General features: G+C 50.5%; 15 protein-coding genes, 1 pseudogene and 1 other annotated feature. Of the genes and pseudogenes, 11 read left to right on the forward strand and 5 right to left on the reverse strand.

Annotated elements, in window-relative coordinates:
- Positions 1 to 260 precede the first annotated feature (260 nt).
- From KNP67_RS06210 to KNP67_RS06235, 6 genes are all read left to right on the forward strand, one after another.
- Complete coding sequence (locus KNP67_RS06210) at positions 261 to 1262, forward strand: siderophore ABC transporter substrate-binding protein (RefSeq protein ID WP_207391693.1); 1002 nt, start codon at positions 261 to 263, stop codon at positions 1260 to 1262.
- Positions 1263 to 1286: 24 nt separating this feature from the next.
- Positions 1287 to 2279, forward strand: a complete 993-nt coding sequence (locus KNP67_RS06215) for an ABC transporter permease (protein ID WP_251130824.1) — start codon at positions 1287 to 1289, stop codon at positions 2277 to 2279.
- On the forward strand, positions 2276 to 3352 hold the full coding sequence (locus tag KNP67_RS06220; RefSeq protein ID WP_214714164.1) for an iron chelate uptake ABC transporter family permease subunit: 1077 nt from the start codon (positions 2276 to 2278) through the stop codon (positions 3350 to 3352). The genes KNP67_RS06215 and KNP67_RS06220 overlap by 4 nt, the downstream gene beginning before the upstream one ends.
- Positions 3349 to 4101 (forward strand): iron ABC transporter ATP-binding protein, encoded by a 753-nt coding sequence (locus KNP67_RS06225; protein WP_021066414.1) that lies wholly within the window; start codon positions 3349 to 3351, stop codon positions 4099 to 4101. The genes KNP67_RS06220 and KNP67_RS06225 overlap by 4 nt, the downstream gene beginning before the upstream one ends.
- A 17-nt stretch (positions 4102 to 4118) precedes the next feature.
- Complete coding sequence (locus KNP67_RS06230) at positions 4119 to 4817, forward strand: ferredoxin--NADP reductase (protein ID WP_214714162.1); 699 nt, start codon at positions 4119 to 4121, stop codon at positions 4815 to 4817.
- A gap of 101 nt (positions 4818 to 4918) precedes the next feature.
- Entirely contained in the window at positions 4919 to 6136 is a 1218-nt protein-coding gene (locus tag KNP67_RS06235; RefSeq protein ID WP_214714160.1) for a hypothetical protein, read from the forward strand.
- 8 nt (positions 6137 to 6144) lie between these two features.
- On the opposite strand, the gene KNP67_RS06240 is transcribed toward KNP67_RS06235, so the two are convergent.
- The 3 genes from KNP67_RS06240 to KNP67_RS06250 form a co-directional block, all read right to left on the reverse strand.
- Entirely contained in the window at positions 6145 to 6723 is a 579-nt protein-coding gene (locus KNP67_RS06240) for an anthranilate synthase component II (RefSeq protein WP_029594898.1), read from the reverse strand.
- Positions 6720 to 8051: an anthranilate synthase component I gene (gene trpE, locus KNP67_RS06245; protein WP_029594899.1), complete on the reverse strand. Its 1332-nt coding sequence runs from the start codon at positions 8049 to 8051 to the stop codon at positions 6720 to 6722. The genes KNP67_RS06240 and trpE overlap by 4 nt, the downstream gene beginning before the upstream one ends.
- 56 nt (positions 8052 to 8107) lie before the next feature.
- Positions 8108 to 8331 (reverse strand) — a binding site (T-box leader).
- A 73-nt stretch (positions 8332 to 8404) separates the two neighbouring features.
- Entirely contained in the window at positions 8405 to 8686 is a 282-nt protein-coding gene (locus KNP67_RS06250) for a hypothetical protein (RefSeq protein WP_051627691.1), read from the reverse strand.
- 180 nt (positions 8687 to 8866) lie between these two features.
- Between KNP67_RS06250 and KNP67_RS06255 the strand changes: the two genes are divergently transcribed.
- From KNP67_RS06255 to KNP67_RS06265, 3 genes are all read left to right on the forward strand, one after another.
- Positions 8867 to 9241 (forward strand): nuclear transport factor 2 family protein, encoded by a 375-nt coding sequence (locus KNP67_RS06255; protein ID WP_029594901.1) that lies wholly within the window; start codon positions 8867 to 8869, stop codon positions 9239 to 9241.
- Positions 9242 to 9394: 153 nt separating this feature from the next.
- Entirely contained in the window at positions 9395 to 10717 is a 1323-nt protein-coding gene (locus KNP67_RS06260) for an Ig-like domain-containing protein (RefSeq protein ID WP_214756243.1), read from the forward strand.
- A gap of 763 nt (positions 10718 to 11480) precedes the next feature.
- Positions 11481 to 13892 (forward strand): Ig-like domain-containing domain, encoded by a 2412-nt coding sequence (locus KNP67_RS06265; RefSeq protein WP_144060661.1) that lies wholly within the window; start codon positions 11481 to 11483, stop codon positions 13890 to 13892.
- Between the two features lie 275 nt (positions 13893 to 14167).
- Here KNP67_RS06265 and KNP67_RS06270 read toward each other — a convergent pair whose 3' ends face one another.
- Positions 14168 to 15994, reverse strand: a complete 1827-nt coding sequence (locus tag KNP67_RS06270) for a hypothetical protein (protein ID WP_214714156.1) — start codon at positions 15992 to 15994, stop codon at positions 14168 to 14170.
- 149 nt (positions 15995 to 16143) lie between these two features.
- Positions 16144 to 16262: pseudogene (locus tag KNP67_RS15650) on the reverse strand (transposase); the annotation flags it as partial.
- A 226-nt stretch (positions 16263 to 16488) separates the two neighbouring features.
- Here KNP67_RS15650 and KNP67_RS06275 point away from each other — a divergent pair.
- Both KNP67_RS06275 and KNP67_RS06280 read left to right on the forward strand, forming a co-directional pair.
- Positions 16489 to 16989 (forward strand): hypothetical protein, encoded by a 501-nt coding sequence (locus KNP67_RS06275; RefSeq protein ID WP_214714154.1) that lies wholly within the window; start codon positions 16489 to 16491, stop codon positions 16987 to 16989.
- Positions 16990 to 17062: 73 nt separating this feature from the next.
- Positions 17063 to 19015, forward strand: coding sequence for an asparagine synthetase B family protein (locus KNP67_RS06280; RefSeq protein ID WP_214714152.1), 1953 nt, complete (start codon positions 17063 to 17065; stop codon positions 19013 to 19015).
- The last annotated feature ends 150 nt before the right edge of the window (positions 19016 to 19165 follow it).

A 19165-nucleotide genomic window follows, 5' to 3' on the forward strand; every position in this document is an offset into this window, starting at 1 on the left:
TTGCTTAGAAAGTGGACAGGCGTTCCGCTTTCTTTTTTTATCGGCATTAAATAGAAAGAATAATATTTCCATTTCCAATTTGAAAATTTGGCATTGCGCAACCTATTTTTGTTTGTTATGCTTCTCAATGAAAACGACAATGATAATCATTATCAGTGAGAAAGCATCAGTATTCCTTACATAGAGCAGAAACGTGGACTAGTCGCGGACTCACTGAGAAGGTCGTCATTCAAAAACAGATACATAGGGAGATGGAAAGAATGGGGAAATGGAAAGCAGCAGTCATGCTCACATCACTCGTCTTCACGCTAGCCGCATGCGGTAGCACGGACGAAACGAAAGACGAAGGAAGTGCGGAAGCCGAGACGGCACCGAAGACAGTTGAAATCACAGACGCACATGGAACAATCGACGTACCGGTCAATCCGGAGAAGGTCGTCGCGCTCGACAACCGAACGTTCGAGACGCTCTCGGATTGGGGGATCGACTTAGTCGCGGCGCCAATTGGATTGATTCCAGCGGACTTGCCTTATAAAAACGATAAAGACATCGTAGACGTCGGGATGCACAATGAGCCGAACTTAGAAGCGATCGCCGGCGTGGATCCGGATGTCGTCATCGTCGGACAACGATTCGCCGACTACTACGAAGACATTAAAAAATTAGTCCCAGAAGCGGCCGTCATCAACTTGGACATCGAACTTCCCGAAGATGCGGGCACGCCAGGAGAAATCTTGGTCGAAGGCTTTGAGACGACGACACGTTCACTCGGCCAAATCTTTGAAAAAGAAACGGAAGCAGATGAGCTCATCGCGAGCTTTGAAGCATCGATCGACAGTGTGAAAGATGCATACGATAGTGAAGACAAGGTGATGTCAGTCATCGTCTCAGGCGGCGATATCGGCTTCTCGGCACCAAATACGGGGCGTGTCTTCGGACCGATGTATGACATCTTTGACTGGACACCTGCCCTCGAAGTAGCGAAAACGACAGGTGACCACCAAGGGGATGAGGTATCGGTTGAAGCGATTGCTGAGAGTGACCCGGACTGGTTGCTCGTCCTCGACCGTGATGCGGCCATTTCAAGCATGGAAGACGCTGTACCTGCAGCAGACGTGATCGATAACGCACCGGCACTCCAAAAAACGAAAGCCGTGACAGACGAAAAAATCGTGTATGCGCCGAACGATACGTACATCAACGAGTCGATTCAAACTTATTCTGAACTATTCAACGACATCGCAGCCGCGCTTTCGAAATAAGGGAGTCACGTTGTGCAAAAACCAATGACAGCAAGGGTTGAGACATTGTCTCAGCCCTCCTTTTCTAACATATGGACGAAGTCCTTTATCGTAGCAATGCTTGTGGTGTTCATATTGGCGGGCCTTTCGCTCGTGACCGGCGTCTATGACATTCGTCAAGAAGGTGGGTCGGACATGTTTTGGATCACTCGCGTCCCGCGTACGATTGCAATCATGTTGACCGGTGCCGCCATGGCGATGTCGGGACTGGTCATGCAACTGATCACGCAAAACCGTCTCGTCGAACCGACGACGACCGGTACACTCGAATGGGCGGGGCTCGGCCTGCTCGCTGTGTATCTGCTCGTCCCGGCTCCGACGCTCATGATGCGGATGACGGGGGCGATCGTCTTTTCATTCATCGGAACGATGGTCTTCTTCTGGTTTCTGCGCTCGGTCAAACTTCGCTCGTCGTTGATTGTCCCGATTATTGGACTCATGCTCGGGGCGGTCGTCTCGGCCGTGTCAACGTTTCTCGGTCTATTCTTTCAAGCAAGCCAGACGATCGAAGGTTGGTTCGTCGGGTCGTTCGCATCGGTGCAGGTCGGACGTTATGAATACTTGTGGCTCATCATCCTCGTCACGTTCTTCATTTTCATCCTTGCGAATCGCTTGACGCTCGCTGGACTCGGAGAAGACATCGCGACGAGCCTCGGCGTCAACTACAACCGCCTCATCTTGATTGCGACGGGACTGATTGCACTCGCGGTCGGGGTCGTGGCGACGGTCATCGGCAATCTGCCGTTTCTCGGGCTAATCGTTCCGAACATCGTTTCGATGTTTCGCGGGGATGACCTGCGCAGCAACTTGCCATGGGTATGCGTCATCGGGATGGGAACGGTCCTCGTCAGCGACTTGGTTTCGCGGACGATCATCATGCCGTTCGAATTGCCGGTATCACTCATTCTCGGGACGGTCGGATCAATCGTGTTCATCGCGATTCTCATGAGACAACGGAAGACGGGAGAGGTACGATGAGCACACTTATTGAAAATAAGACGAAGCCACGGGTAGCGTATGATGTCGATGGTCGATCCGTGCATACAGAAGAACGGTGTGCGACGGCGTTCCGTTCGAAACGAGAACAGCGCCGCTACTGGCTATTCCTTGCCTTCTTCATCATCGGCGGATTACTCTGTGCGTTCGGGTTGCTCGTCTATAACAATCCGGTCCCGTTCGACTCGCCGTCGTTCGTCCCGGTCGTCGAGCGTCGGATTGTCGCCGTCATCACGATGGCGATTGCCGCGCTCTGTCAAAGCATGGCGACAGTTGCGTTTCATTCGGTGACGAACAACCGGATTATCACGCCATCGTTACTCGGGTTCGACGCACTCTACTCGACGATTCAGACGAGCATGATCTTCTTCTTCGGGGCAGGGGCGTTAATCGGTTTTTCGGGAACCGGTGCCTTTTTGACTCAGGTGGGCCTCATGGTGCTCATGAGTCTGCTCTTGTATGGCTGGCTCTTGTCAGGGAAATATGGCAATCTGCAACTCATGCTTCTCATCGGCATTATCATCGGGACCGGCTTGAACTCGGTGTCTTCGTTCATGCGCCGCATGCTCGCGCCGTCCGAGTTCGACGTTCTGCAGGCCCGTCTGTTCGGTTCGGTGATGCATGCCGATGCCGCCTACTTCCCGATTGTCATCCCGATTGTGATTGTCGTCGGGATCTTATTGTATAGCTTCTCCAATCGCTTGAACGTCGTCGCACTCGGGAAAGACGTGGCGACATCGTTCGGGGTGAACCATCGCCGGAGCGTCATCTTTACGCTCGTCTTAATCTCGCTCCTCATGTCGGTATCGACGGCGCTGATTGGACCGTTGACGTTCTTCGGATTCTTAGTGGCGACGCTCAGCTATCAAGTGGCAGCGACGTACGATCATAAGTACGTGTTTCCGCTGGCGTTCGCGCTTGGTTTCTTCGTTCTGACGAGCGCGTATTTCTTTATGTATCACATTCTCAATACACCGAGTGTCGTGTCCGTCATCATCGAACTGTTCGGCGGCGTGATTTTCTTAGCGGTGATTTTACGGAAGAGGTCATTATGATTCAACTTGAACAAGTACAAAAAACATATACGGATGACGTCCAAATCGGACCGATCAATCTCGACATCCCGAAAGCTGGATTCACGTCGTTGATTGGACCGAACGGGGCTGGGAAATCGACGACGCTCATGATGATTGGCCGTTTACTCGACTTGGATGAAGGTCAAATCCATGTCGCCGGCCTGGACGTGTCGAGCGCGAAATCGAAAGACTTGGCGAAAATCGTCACGATCTTACGGCAAGAGAACCATTTCGTGACGCGTCTCACCGTCCGTCAGCTCGCGGGCTTCGGACGCTTCCCGTACTCAAAAGGGCGGTTGACGCAAGAGGATGAACGGATTATCTCGAAATATATCGACTTCCTCGACTTGACGTCGCTCGAGCATCGCTATCTCGATGAATTGTCGGGTGGACAGCGCCAACGGGCGTACGTCGCGATGGTGCTCTGTCAGGAGACGGAATACGTGCTCCTCGATGAGCCACTCAATAACCTCGATATCGCTCGATCGGTCCAGATGATGGAGTACTTGCGCCACGTCGCTGACGAGTTCGGACGGACAATCGTCACGGTGCTCCATGACATCAACTTCGCAGCGAAATATTCGGACCGCATCTGTGCGATGAAAGACGGGAACATCGCCGCCTTCGGTACGGTCGAGGAGATTATGGATGCAGACATCCTATCTGACATATTCGAGACGAAACTGGAGATTATTCAAGGGCCATATGGGCCAATCGCAGTCTATTAAAGAAAGGGTGGGATTCGATGCAGATTTACTGGACACCGATTCAACAAGTCGTGGAGGAATCAAAAGACACCTACACGTTCAAACTTGAACTGCCGGCTGGCTTCACATGGGAAGAAGGGGCGCACACACACTTCGCGCTCGAGGGATTTAACAAGGAAGATCGACCGAACCGGACGTTGATTCGCCATATGTCGATCTCGACGTTGCCGCATGAAGGCGCAATCGGTATCACGACCCGGGTCAAACCGGAATGCTCGACGTTTAAATCAATCTTGCGTGACATGAACATCGGGGACAAGGTCGCCATCTTCAAGACGCATTCGAACGTTCCGTTGAAACGGGAGGGGAAGAACGTCTATCTGTTGTCGTCGGGTGTCGGCATTGCGACGTTCCGTCCGCTCGTGCTCGCGTATTTGGCGAATGGGGAAGGCGTGCCGCACCTTCATTCGTTGAACGTCGATTCCTCACAGGATTATCTGTTCAGCGATGTATTCGCGTCAACAGCCGCCTTCACGGCCGAGTTCGTCGACAGTCGTCCGGATTATTATCAGCGTGTCGAAACGCTCACCGCAGACAAAGATGGGTTGTTTTATGTGGTCGGTAGCGATGATTTCTTGCATGAGACGATTGCGACGTTGCGTCAAAACGGTGTCACGTCGGACCAAATCATGCTCGACAAGCATGATTTTCAATTTGAAGATTTCTTGAAAGCCTGACGCTCAGACCGAGGACACGTTCCTCGGTCTTTCTATGCATTATCGTACCTGAAGCGTTCATTTCCCTTTATACTAGATACAATGATTAAGGGGGAACTCACATGGAATACTTGTACATATTGCTTGGTATTGCATTCGTAGCGGTCACTATCCTCGTTTGGAAGAAGCGTCAGCAATTGACTGAAGAACCCGTCCCGCTCGACGCAGAAGTTATTCAAATTGAACCATCTAGCGCAGCGCATGAATTGGTCAAAGATGAGCAATCGGCAACCGTTTTGCCAATCGTATTGGATGACGTCTCAAATAAAGAAGAGATTACGGTCGGGTCAGACACGGTACAATTATTGAAACGGGTGGTTCAATCCGTCGGCGTCCCGGTTGCGATGCAATCGCTCGGTAAAAAACCTACGTACGAACTCGTCTTCTCACCTGAAGTGGAGGGCGCTTTGAAAAAAGGTGTCTATTCCTTAAGGAAATCAAAAGAAGACGGGTATTGGCGAGCCTTCGCGGTGGACGGGAAAAATGCAATTAAAGCGCAAGCGAATTTGAAACAAGTGAACCCACTCCAAGTGCGGCGAATCGCCTTAGACTTAGCGACGACCGTCGTCGCCCAGGAACATTTACGCGAAATCAAACAGGCACTAGACAAGATTGAGACGATTGTTAGCAAGTTGGTCACGATGAAACTGAACGAGTATCACGGACAAGCCCGTAGTTCGTTCAACTATTTGGACCGGGTGTACGTGTTCTTGAAAACAGATACTGTCGACAGCAAAATCACCCATCAACTTGAAAACAACTATAAGACGGACATCGATACGGTCTATGCGTTGCTCAAACATATCGATGGCCCACTCGGGAAGTTGTATGACCTGAAGAAACGGGCGCTCGTGTTCAAAGAAGCGACTAAAATTAAGGCAATGAAAGATGTCATCGGTGAGTTTCAAGAGTACGAAGAGCTCGTCTATATGTTCCTTCTTAGTCTACAAGGCGAAATTCATGCGATGCGCATGTTAGGTGATCCCGAAGAAACGATTGAACAAGCGACAAAACAAGTGAACGCTATTGGCCAAGAATTTGAAGCGAAACGACAATCGTTTCACCAAGGCTTGCAAAGCTTTGAACAAGAGTTCAAAGTGCGCTTCGCTTTGGCGAGCCGTGAACGAAATCAAATCCAGCTAATCGCGAGCGAACATGCGGCGGTGAAAGACCGGTCCGCGGCTCGAACGATTAACCTCGATTTCAAGGCAGAAGTCGAACCGAGAAAATTATTCCTCGTCTCGGACGGGGATGACGTCAAAGTGTTGGCGAATCGATGAATTAGTACTCAGACGGAGGACACGTTCCTCGGTCTTTTTGTATGGCAAATCTCAACGAAGCGCTCGAACAGGTCGCGTCCGTCCGGTGTGCCAATCGACTCGGGATGGTACTGGACGCCATACGTCGGGTGTTCGGGATGCTCGAGTGCCATGATGACACCGTCCGTCGTGCGAGCGGTTACGATGAGGTCCGTCTCTTGGACGACGAGCGAATGATAGCGCATGACCTCGCTCGGATTCCCATCGAACAAGACGCTCGGTATTGTCTCGATCACGGACGTCTTCCCATGCATGACCTGCTCGGCCCGTCCGACCGTCCCCCCGAACGCTTCGGCGATGACTTGATGACCGAGACAGACGCCGAGGATGGGGATGGTGCCAGACAAAGAGCGGACGACGTCGAGCGACACACCGGCATCCAGTGGGCCACCTGGACCCGGAGAGATGATGATGCCAGCCGGATTGAGGTCGCGGATCGCGTCGATTGTCAGTTCATCATTACGGATGACCGTCACGTCGCTGAACCGGGCGACATCTTGATACACGTTGTACGTGAACGAGTCGTAGTTATCGATAAGTAGAATCATGCGAACACCTCCAAAAGGGATTTGGCTTTATGCAACGTCTCTTCATATTCTGACACCGGGTCCGAGTCGTAGACGATACCGGCGCCCGCTTGGACGTAGGCCGTATCTCCTTGAACGACCATCGTCCGGATGGCGAGAGCGAAATCATAGCCGCCCCGGACGTCGAGATACCCGACGGCCCCGGCATATACTTCGCGTTTCACCGTCTCCAATTCGTCAATCAGCTGCATCGCCCGAATCTTCGGGGCGCCGGAGACGGTACCGGCCGGGAGACAGGCACGTAACGCATCAATCGGATTCAAGTTGTCACGCAGTTCGCCCTCGACCTCGGAGACGAGATGCATGACGTTTTTGAAGCGCTCGACTTCCATCTGTTTCGGAATCGTGACCGAGCCGACTTTTGCGACCCGGCCGATGTCGTTGCGACCGAGGTCGAGCAGCATCCGATGCTCGGCGAGTTCTTTCTCGTCTTTCACGAGGTCAGCGGCGTGACGAACGTCTTCTTCGACCGTTTTGCCACGGGGGCGCGTGCCGGCGATCGGGTTTGTCGAGACGCGATTTCCCTCGACGCGAACGAGACTCTCCGGGGACGCCCCGAGGACGATCGCCTCGCCTAGGTCGATATAGAATAAGTACGGACTCGGGTTCTGTTTCCGGAGCGTCCGATAGAAGTGGAACGGGTCGCCGGTGAACGTCGCGTCGATGCGTTGGGACAAGACGAGTTGGAACACCTCACCGGCGAGGATGGCTTCTTTCGCCTGCAAGACGCGTTCGACGAATTCATCTTTCCCGGTCAACACCCGTTCACTCGTGCGGACGACAGGGGCGAGCTCGTGTGTCTTCGCCGTCTCGAGTGCCAGTTTGATGTGGTGGAGTCGCTTCTCAGCATCATCATCCCCGGTATCGATCACGATGACCTGCTCCTCGACGTGATCATAGAGAACGACCGTCTCATATCGTTGGAACAAGGCATCTGGCAAACCGCGAGTCTCGCTAGGTGTATTCGGAATCGGTTCATAGACGCGTTGCATGTCATAGCCGATATAGCCGACGGCACCGCCGATGAACGGATAGGGGGCATCCGGCGTGTCTCGCGAAACTAGTTCCGATAACAAGGCGAGCGGGTCGTCCGTGTGCATCGTGCCGGATGCGTCGGTCAATTCGTTGCCTTTGGCGCGAATCGTCTCGACCGGATTGGAGGCGATAATCGAGTAACGGCCATGCTTGCCTTCGGCGCGGCTCTCGAGCAGTACTTTCCGATCTCCCTCTAATCGATGAAAGATGGCCACCGGTGTCAGTTCGTCGCCGTTGATGATGAGTTGTTTCATGTGATCTCCTCCTTAAAAATAAAAAAAGTCCCCCGCCCGACATGTCTAAAAAAGACATGAAGGACGGGGGACCCGTGGTGCCACCTTCGTTGGGGGAGTTCCCCCCCACTCATCGCGAACAATCATTCGCTATCCTCGGTAACGGGAGGACCCGTCAGAGCCTACGTATCGGTCTGAACGCTCAAAAGCCCATTCACGTGAGACACGTCACCGGTTCGCATCGACCACCGGCTTTCTGGAGACGAATCTTCACGCTACTCTTCTTTCTCATCGCGAGTTCGTATGAATGTTATCGTTACTTTAACGGGCTGAAGCAAGAATGTCAATATTGAAACTGTCAGAATGATTAGGGCTCAGGAATGTTTTTCTGTCTGGCGCTCAGTTTTCCGTTTACTGAGAAACGTATAGGCTACGAGAAACGAGGGAATCGGGAAAAGCCAATTCCAAGACGATGGAGAAGTGAGCGTCCCGTAGTACGCGAGGCCCATCGTCATTTCAATTGCGAGATTGAGCACCAACGTGATGAGCGGGGCGATATAAGACTTTTCGAATCGTAATGCAATAAGGACACCGGTCCCGATGGTGAGGATAGGGACGATGACGAGTTGCCAGATGAACGGGTCGATCAAATCCATAAGCATAGTCCTCTCGAAATGGGATTAACTGTATATTGATAAGTATACAGGGAATAGAGGATAAGAAAAAGAATACTACCGATGTGGTTACATTCAATCGAACAATGAAGATGACCATTACAAGTGAGACGACTCGAGCATACGAGTATGTTATGATGGACGCGAAAGGTAGGTACATCAATGGAAACAATCAACTTAAAACAACTTTCTGACGAACGGGCCGAACTTCAAGTCAAGGGCGACCTGGACGCGATGCGCGGCATCATGCATGACGAGTTTCGTTACGTCGACTCGAGCGGACGTCAGTTCGATAAAGAAACATTTTTAGACCAGTTCGTTGACCCGGCGTCTGTCCAGTGGATTACGCAGGAGACCGTCACGTTCGACGAGACGGTGGCTGGTGAGATCGCGCTCGTGCAACTGTTGCTCGAGGAGCGTTTCATTCTCGGGACGAACGCTTACGAAGGCCGGTTCTGGGTGTTGCATGTCTATGTGAAACAAGAAGACACGTGGCTCTGGCAAGGCGGCCAGTCAACAATGATTCATGAGGTGTGAGAACCGTGAACTGCTTTGGGAAACTAAAGCAGTTTTTTTGTGAAATCATTTACCTGATTTATTAAAAATCCGTCATTGTATGAAGTCGAATTATTACAATAGAATTTGGTATTCGACCAATTAACTGTAAAACCTACATAATGGAGGAAAGTCATGAATCATTCATCGTATTTGAAATTGTTCTTAGCCGGTTCACTCATCGTCTCGCCACTCTTGCCGCTCCAAGCGCAAGCAGAAGGATCAACAGAAGAACCACCAGTCGTCGAGACGGTCGACGTCACAGCACCGCTCGCACCTGTCGTCTCGACGCCACTCCATACGTCGAAGTCACTTGTAATTGAAGGAGAGGCTGGCACGACAGCATTGATCGGCATCAACAGCAAAGTGTACACGCGTGTCGTCACGGAAGCGGGGACGGCTCAATTCAACATGAGCCCGCAATCGGTCGGCAAACGGATCTCGGTCAGCTTGCGTGATGCCGCGGGCAACGTCAGTGAGACGACGGAAGTCGTTGTCGCCGTCGATCCGGCCGCACGTCCGGCGACGCCGAAAATCGGAACGGTCAATAACTCGGCTCGTCAAATCGTCGTGACAGGAACGCCTGGCGCGAAAGTGACACTCCAAGTCGGTGCAGCTTCGTACACGGCGCGCTATGACGCGAAAGGCGTCTATCGCCGTGCGACGGTCGTCCTTCCAATCGGAACGGTCATCCGTGCGACAACGGTCGACGCGAAAGGCGCGACAAGCGTCACGCGTTCGACGAAAGTCATTAAAGACGGTGTGGCTCCAGCACGCCCGCGTGTCGCGCAGAGCGTGACGACGACATCGACATCGATCACAGGGACGGCCGAGGCGTATGCGACAGTCTATGCCCAAATCGGAACGAAACTTTACAAAGCGCCGGTCATGTCGACTGGAAAATTCGCGATTAAAATCCCAAAACAAAAACGAGGGCAAGCGATCTCGTTGTATGCGATTGACGGCGCTGGCAATAAAGGCGGCACGCTCAAACTCGGCGTCCAACATGCGCTCTATAACAAGTTCTATCGTTTCCCAGGTCCGGTGACGGTCCACCGTGAAGTGCTCGATAGCTATGGGGAGTTCCGTTATGCGGAGACGTTCGCGCCGGTCTTCTACGGTTCACCGTCGAAAGCGAGCATGCAGTTCTTCCTCAACATCGAATCGGAAGATGGTTTCCTTGAAATGGACACGCTCCGCCTGAAAGTCGGCAGCAAGTCGTATAAAGTGAACCTTGATCAAGACGACATCGAGTACATTGAATACGAGGATGGAACGGTCGCGGAATACGTTGAGTTCAAACCGGATGCGAAGCTCGTCCAATTCGTGAAAGCGAATGTTCGTCCCGAGAACCGAATCGTTGTGACGGTGGAAGGCAGTGAGGACGTCATCGAATGGCCACTCTATGCTGCGGAGAAACGTGCATTCATGGAATCACTCAGTTTCGTCGGTTATTAATCCCCATCAGTTTTAATCGCCCTTCATAGGAGAAGGGCGATTTTTTTTGTTCTCAAAAATAAGGAGCATCGGTGTTGTGTACAACAACAATCCCCGTAATCCAATATCCATTTACTGGATAAAATCAAACACTTCTGCGAAAAGCCCTTCATTTTTTTGTGTATCGTCCATTGGACTCACCTTCAAAAGTCCTATTCGAAAAGTGTAATGATTTATTTATGAATCCAATAAAGCATGAACTGGTAACGAAATGGTTTATTAAAAAACGTTATCCACATAATTATATGGTATTTAATGGTTAATATTTATCTTCTATTGTAAAATACAAAAAAATAATTGGTAATTATATTTTATTAGGTGTATTTATAAAAATCTAACCTGATGACGGAAGTCTGATCTTGAGTTTATTTATTGATAGCGCTTACTTTGTTGATTTAATGCGATTTTTGTTACACTGGTAATTAATCGAACGCAGAATGTTTATTCTAAATAAAATCATGAAAATGCATTATCATTTCCCTTTTTCGCTAAAAATTCGCTTGTTTCAACTGGAAACGTTATGTATATTATGGATGTAAGCAATCTGGGACGATGCATAGGCTAAAAGTCAATGTATGGTTTTAGATACCTGTTTTTGTATGACTCGAGTCCTATCGATGCTATACATAACTCGGGCAGTAAGGGTGTCTGAGGAGTGATCGAGAGGACCGAGAAAGTCGAAGACGCAGAAATCGCATTTTACCAAAGGGAGGATTTAAACAAGATGGCAAACAAAAAACAATTTGTCACAGCAGCGGCAGCGTTTGCAGTGACAGCGGCAGCAGTCGCACCAGCAATGTCGGCTTCAGCAGCAATGCCCGTCGTCAAGCTAGGTTCAGATTATGTACGCCAAGGCAATTTGGATGCAGCGCTTGACAAGAAGTATCACGGATCAGAGATCCACTGGTACAAGTCTTCAGTCAACATGAACAAATTGGGAGTCTTCCAAACGGCGGTTGGTTTCGTCAAAGGGAAAGGCATCAAAGTCGAGAAACGCATTCGCGTCTTGAACTATGCCCAAGAAGTGGTCGGACCGAAAGAAATGCTCGTCTTCGAAAAAGGGGAAGCCGTTTCAGGAATCCGCACACAGCCGGTCAAGTTCGCAGATCGCGTCTATATGAAACCAGGTTCATGGTCTGGTATCGACACATCGAAAGTCGGCGAGTTCATGGCGACTTTCACGTACACGAACAAAGCGTACGGAACGGTCTCAAAATCGTTCAAGTATAAAGTTGTTGAATCAGCTCCGATGGTGTCGAGCGTCAAGTTGCTCAATGCGAAGGAACTTGAAATCAACTTCTCGAAACCGGTAGACGCGAGCACACTCCTTTATAACGGCATGCTCAAAGATGGAACGGTCGAAATCGATCACATTCCAGACGCGCAACGCCTCAAAGGACTTCGCGGCACACTCTCGAAAGACGGCAAAACGCTCGTCGTTCGCGCCGAGAAGACATTCGATGGCCGCTACGCTGTGCTTGCTAGCTCGAAGATTGAAGGACTCGACGGTAAAGCGCTCGTACCGTTCAAAGAAATCTACACGTTCGAAGACAACGTACGCCCGGTCCTTAACGACCCTGAGTACCTTGAAAACAACCGCGTGAAGTTCACGTTCTCCGAGCCGGTCAACGTTGACTCGGAAGATGAGCTCGAGAAGAAACTCGAATTGAAAGATGCTTCTGGCGCTGGCTACAAAGTAGACGTCGACAAACTCTCATGGGACGGCAAATCGTTCATCCTTGACTTGTCAGATGCGCAATTCGTCGCAGGCAAAGACTACAAGTTGACGCTCGTCGGTCTCCGTGACTTCGCTGGCAACTTCATCTCGCCAAACCCAGTGACGAAGATCGTTCAGAAGAAAGTCATCGACGCGGTCAACCCTTCAGTCGTCGGCATGTCTTCGTCGAAACCAGGCTACCTCACAGTCACATTCTCTGAGGCTGTCTACGTGGACCGTTACAACCACGTCGCGAAAATCACGCTCACAAACGGCGAAATCGAAGCTGACCTTGATGACAACGCATGGCTCGATGAGTCAGGCAAAGTCCTCACTGTCCGCGACCACTCGTTCATCGGTCAAATCGACGTGAAAGTTTCTCACTTCCGCGACCTTGCTGGCAACTACGGCGCTGCGTCAACGAAATTGGTTAACTTCACGAACGATGAGATGGCTCCGACTGTGACAGATGCGAAAGTGGAAGTCATCGACGGCAAGAACCACCTCGTCCTCACGTTCTCTGAAGAACTCAAGCATGGTGCTTACAGCGACGGTAAGATGTACGGTTCGTACATCACGCCGAACGGTGTCGAGAAGAAAGTGGCGGCATGGACTGACGCCTCGTATTACTCGAAGAACCAAATCAAGACGCCAATCTCGGATCTTGAGCTTGGAAACTACTCAGTTAAACTTCCGGCTAACCTCGTGAAGGATGTCGTCGGCAACGAGAGCCTTGAGCAATCAATCAAGTTCTCAATTGTCTCGAGCCCAATCGAGAAAGAGAAGCCAACGTTCGATGGCTACTACTTCCAAGAGAAGGACAACAGCACGCTTTACCTCAAGTTCAGCGAGAAGCTCGACCCATCGTCACTCAACTTGGGCAACTTCTTGATTGAAGGCAAGGCAATCGCCGAGAAAGCTGTCTTCACGGATGAAGATCGCGACGTCATCAAGTTGACGCTCAAAGAAGGCGCGATTCAAACGACTGGTAAATATGCGTTCGTGATCCAAAACATCAAGGATGTAGTGGGCAACGTCATGGATACAGTCTCGTTGAACGAGAAGTTCGCGGAGAACGACCTTCCAGGCTTGACGTCTGCGGTCCTCACGTCGAACAACGTATCGGGCGACTACGCGGTCATCACGCTCACGTTCGATGAGTCAATCGCGAAGTACTCAATCGAAGATGGCTACGAAGACTTCAAAGTCCTCGTTGGCGACAAAGATCTCTCGAAATCTGCGACAGTCACAGAAATCATGGGATCGCAGTCGAACCAAGTCCAAATCACGATTGACCGTGTGTTGACTCCGGCCGAGACAGCTCAAACGCTCACGCTCAAACCAGGCGCTGCGTTCGAAGTCCTCGACCTCGAGAACAACAAACACCCATTGTTCACTTCGGTGAACATCGCTAAGTAATTAGCGTTGACCTTCATTGACCCTCCCTTAGGGTTAAATAGAGCAAGGCCTTCGGGCTGAGCCATCTTGAAACCGGTAGCGTTTGACGCTATCGGTTTTACTATGTCTAGTTCATCATCGTAATGTGTGGTTGACCTCGGATTTTGAGAACAACTCCGTTAAAGTAAAACCGTCCGATTATACGATGATTGCGGGGCAGTTCTCGAACGCCTGAGTCACGATTATCAGCCAACCGAAATAAGACAAGGTCATCCCGCGCGCGAGATGACCTTGTCTTATTTTTGTTTTGCGTCTTGATAGCCGAATGCTTTGATGGTCAAAGTATCGTTCAATTTTCCGTCGAGTTGCGATAAGATAATTGTCTGTTTTGGGTCCCAGCCGGCGAGGTCGACTGCGTCCGAACTGAGTCGGCCATCTGCCCAGTAGTTTTTATTGACTTGTAACGTGTATCCATACACGCGCTTGAGCCATTGGTTGTCGTTTGAGCGGATCGCTAAATATGAATTGGAACCGCGCAACCCTTTTACGACTTTGACTTCGAATGCAGGCGGTACTTGATTGTAAGAGTCGAGCGTCTTATCGCCAATACGAACGAGCTCTTCCCTATTGAAATGGTTATGCTCGTCGTACGAATAGCGTCCCATCTCAATAACATACGTGAAGCCATTAATTTTCTTGCCATCAATCGAGACAACACGGAACGTTCCGGGACCGTGAGGGTGATTATAGATAAAGTAGCGACCCTGTTTTTCCAGTCGCGCAAACTCGCTGACAGATTGTTCTGGACCTTTGAACGAGATTGTGATGAGGCCGGATTTTCCAATTAGAGCATTCACGATACGCTTATGATAAATCGGATTAGCCCAAGAATTATACTGGATGTTCTTCATCTGAATTTGGATTCGATTCGATGGATTGTTCAATGTAACAAACGGTTCACTGAACTGATTGAATTCAAGCGTGCGATCGACCGCACTGACTACAAACGAGATGTCGGATTTTGTCGTGAAGAACAACTTGTTTGGTCCGGCTGTCTCGTTCAATTTAAATGCTTTCACGTAGTCATTCATATGATTTGATTTATGTTCGATGTTCATTTGTTTAAGTAGCTGAGTGAGTTTAGCGGCAGTCACATTTTGTAATGCTGTAGCAATCGCCCTTTCGTCTGCGCCCATTCGTTTACCTTGTATCACAAGGTTTGGTTTAGTGACACCAAGTAACCCGTTCGGTCCATCGAGGATATGCGTTTTCGTTGGAGCGGATACAGCTCTGACTTTAAAGGTTGATGTGCCGCGCAATACGACGTCTGCATGTTTAACGTTTAAGAAACCAATCTCTCCATTGTATGTAATAGGTAAATCATAAGAGAGTTGAGCCTGATGGATGTCCCAACGATTGATTGTTCCTTTCCCCCGAAGCGTAAATCGCGTGTTTGAGTGGAATTGGTGAATCGTACCATTCAACGTGACGTTCCATTGTGACGTCTGTTTGTAGGGCTCGAACCCCCACCCTTCTAGGATCACTTGCCGGAGTGGGGCGGCTGTCGTAATTGTAACGGGTCCTCCGGGCAACTTTAAACTCTGAATTCGTGCAGCGGCATTCCGATCAATGATAATTGGAGTCTTGACCTGCACGAATTGGCCGAGTGCCAATCGTTCGAATCCCACGATTGTGTTGTTTTGTATGATTGGCTTTGCGAGCGTGCTTCGTAGCGCCACAGCGTTCTGTTTGAAGAAAGGGAGCAACGCCGGAGCGATTTTCGCGCTTTTTCCGTTGACACTGGCAATCTCAGTCCCTTTATATGTCATGACCTGATGATAGCTATCATGATTTTTGATTGGGATTTCAAGGGGCAGGATACTCTTGAACGGGACGTATCCTTTCGTCTTGCCGACTTGGACGTTGGCCCATCCGTTTTGTGTCGAGATGAGTGAGACGTTCGTGTTCATTTTGAGAGTTTGGATTGTTTTCGCTTTAGAACTTGCGGACACCTTCAATGGAGTTGACTCGAGCGTCTTATATGGAAACGACGACGCCTCGACGTTTCCCGTAATCAATGTGACGAGAGCGATGACGAAAACCATGAACCATTTTTTATACATAAGAATTCTCCTCCTTTAACAAAACCATTATATAGAAATGAGAGATTCTTTATTTCTAATGTTTATTAAAAATGGAAAATGAATTCTTGTTAACAGTGTAAAAGTTAGTTCATCACAATAAACCGTAGTTGACACTAGTTCGACCGATTTCAAATCTGAAGACTGTAGAAGAAACGTTCTAGGTTCCGGTAGCTATATGCACGCCGTTTGATGAGCTTGATCTTATTGTTTGTCCTTTCATCTTCCTGTTTGATAGTCGTGAAAGGATCGTTCGTCTCCCCGCAATCGGACAGACGACGTGCAGGTCACGCATACGTTTTGATGATGGACGAGACATAGTAGAACCGATATCACAGAACTCTATTGGTTTTACTATGTATGAAGCTTCAATAAATACATATTAATCCCAATTTATTATGGAAATTTAAAACAAGTACGGTATGATTATATTGTTCTATTTTTTTAGTGGATACTTTATAATTTGGAGGGGAATTATGAGTCGAACACAACGAAAACAGAGGCAAAAGTTTCAACTTCTCATCAGGACGTTCGTCCTGGTCTGTCTGGTATTAGTGGGGGTCATTTACGAACAAAACCAGGAAGCCGAGGCGGACGGGATGTTGCATCCGTCCACATCGGGGAGTGAGTTGAGATTCAGCGGCATGGCGTTGCGGCTTGATCCGCAAGGACTATACATACATGCGAACGGGAGTCATAAACCGCTCGGCTTCACCCAAGCCTATATTGAACCGACGCGGGGCTACATCGTTGTCCGGCGCGATCGGGCCGATTCGGTCGTCTCCATTATCGCCGAACCGGATGAGACGCTCACGAAACGGGGCATCACGATCGGGGCGTCCGGGGGTGGGACGGTGACGCATTTGTTTGTCTATCAGAACGGCGTCCAACTTAACATGGCTGATCCCGTGGATTATGCCAAGACGGCTGGCGTCTTCTCCAATATTTGGATGACCATTATCAGTCAGAGTCGATGAGTCGCCGGCACGACCGGTGCTCGTCTTTTTTTGGAATCGAGGAACGAATTTTCTATAGAATGAGGGAAAAACGATGCAAGCTTATCAACGTGGATTTTTAATGACCGCCACACGGCTAAACCGTGAAGAATGGGAAACAATCACTTTGCCGAATGGCGATTTCTTCTATTATGACCCGCTCAGTCCGGTCGACTTGATTCAAGAAGGCGACCGTTGGCTGCTCGCTTTCGGGGACATCCTCGACATCCGAGCGCGACAGCGTGACCGGATAGGGGTGCTCGAACGATTGAACGGGCAAGACGTGGATACCTTCCATGAAACGCTTGACTTCATGGGTGGCCGCTACGTGTTGATTCGGGGTGATGAAACATCGGTTCGCCTCTATCATGATGCCACCGGGATGCGAGGTGTCTACTTCACGACGGAAGCACCGCTCCGAGCGGCGTCGCATCTCGAACTGTTACAAGAAGACGTCCAGTCTGAGGCGCACCCGCTCTGTTCGGACGAGTTGCGACACCATAACCATTATCACTTGCCAGGTCATTTCACGATTTATAAGTCGATTCGAATTCTCGTCCCGAACCATTTCGTGGACGAGACGAACCGGATGACACGCTATTATCCACGGCGTCCGCTCGATGCGTTGCCGGTCGAGGCGGCCATCGAACCACTTCGGACGTGGTTCGACAATCAGCTCCATCAACTACTCGAGTCGGACGAACGCATGATTTTCTCGCTCACGGCCGGGATTGACAGTCGTTTGTCGTTGGCGCTCCTCAAACCGTTCCTCGCGAACATCGAGACGTTCACGTATCAGAACGTGACGGAAGGCCATCACGTCGAGTCGCTCGATATCGATGTCGAAGTTGCGTCGATGATGGCGCGTGATCTCCAGTTTCGTCATCGCGTCATCCCGGTCGATGACCGGGCGTTCGAACGCGCCGAGGAGACGCGGTCGTTCCGGACGATGTTGCGCCAAAGTGTGACGTCACGTCACGGTCATGCCCACGCGTACGAATATATGAAACTGTACAAAGACCGGCCGACGCGTCACTTGCGCTCAAACATCCTTGAAATCGGCCGGGCATTTTATCGGAAGAATCGAACGCTGCCGGCCGAGTTCACGGTCGAAGGGGCGATTCGTTGCTATTCATGGAAGTCGCGGGAAGACGAGCGTGTTGTCTCGCTTTGGACGTCCTACGTGGCCGCGGTCAATTTGACGACTGAGACGCTGCACGGCTACGACCCGTACGACTTGTTGTATTGGGAGTATCGGATGGGCGTCTGGCACCAGCAAGTACTCGCCGAGAGCGATGTCGCGTTCGAGACGTATATCCCGTTCAACGCGCGCGCCATCCTCGAGCTGTTCTTGATGCCAGATTATGGGGATCGGTTATACGCCAAACTGTTCTATGAAGTGATCGGGAACGAGTGGCCGGTGCTCGCGTTCTGGGGTGTGAACAAGCGGGACACGATGCGTGACTATATGCATCCGACGCTCGACCAAGGGTGGATGGCGCTCGATGGGGTCATCACGAGCGGCCGTTTGGACAAGACGACGATCCCGTTGACCGTCCGGCGCTTGACGACGAACGTGTCATACCACCTCGAGGCGAACACGATGCAAAAAGGCGACCATATGGCGTATTCACAAATCCTGACGACGAAACCGGGACAGACGTATCGTTTGAATTTGAACGTGCTCAACCCGTTCGAGAAGCGGTCGTCGCTTGGCTTGGGGCGGATGCGCTATGAGATTTGGGTCGACGCCGTTCTCTATTTATCTGAAGACATCGCCGCCTGGGGCGGACCGAACCAAGTTTGGGTCGAGTTCGATGCCACGGATGACGCGACGGAACTCATGGTCCGGACGGTTGCCCTTCGTGATTGTGGGCCAAACAAGTGGGGCGCGGCCTCGAAGATGCAGCTCGAGGCGCTCCGTCTCCAAGAAATCGAGCACGGGCATTTGAAGGCAGGGGCGTCGAGTCCGTTCACCCAGCTTCATGAACTGATTGAAACCGAATAAGGTCTTTTTGCCTATCGTATTTTAATTTCCATGGAATCCCTCGATGTTGCAATCGGGGGATTTTTTGGAAAAGATACACGGAATTAACGAAAAATTAATTGTATTTACTAGTGGAATTGGATATGTTTAGAGAGGAAAGTGGTCTCTGAA

The sequence above is a fragment of the Exiguobacterium sp. s157 genome, from assembly GCF_018618205.1.
GTDB classification, from domain to species: domain Bacteria; phylum Bacillota; class Bacilli; order Exiguobacteriales; family Exiguobacteriaceae; genus Exiguobacterium; species Exiguobacterium chiriqhucha.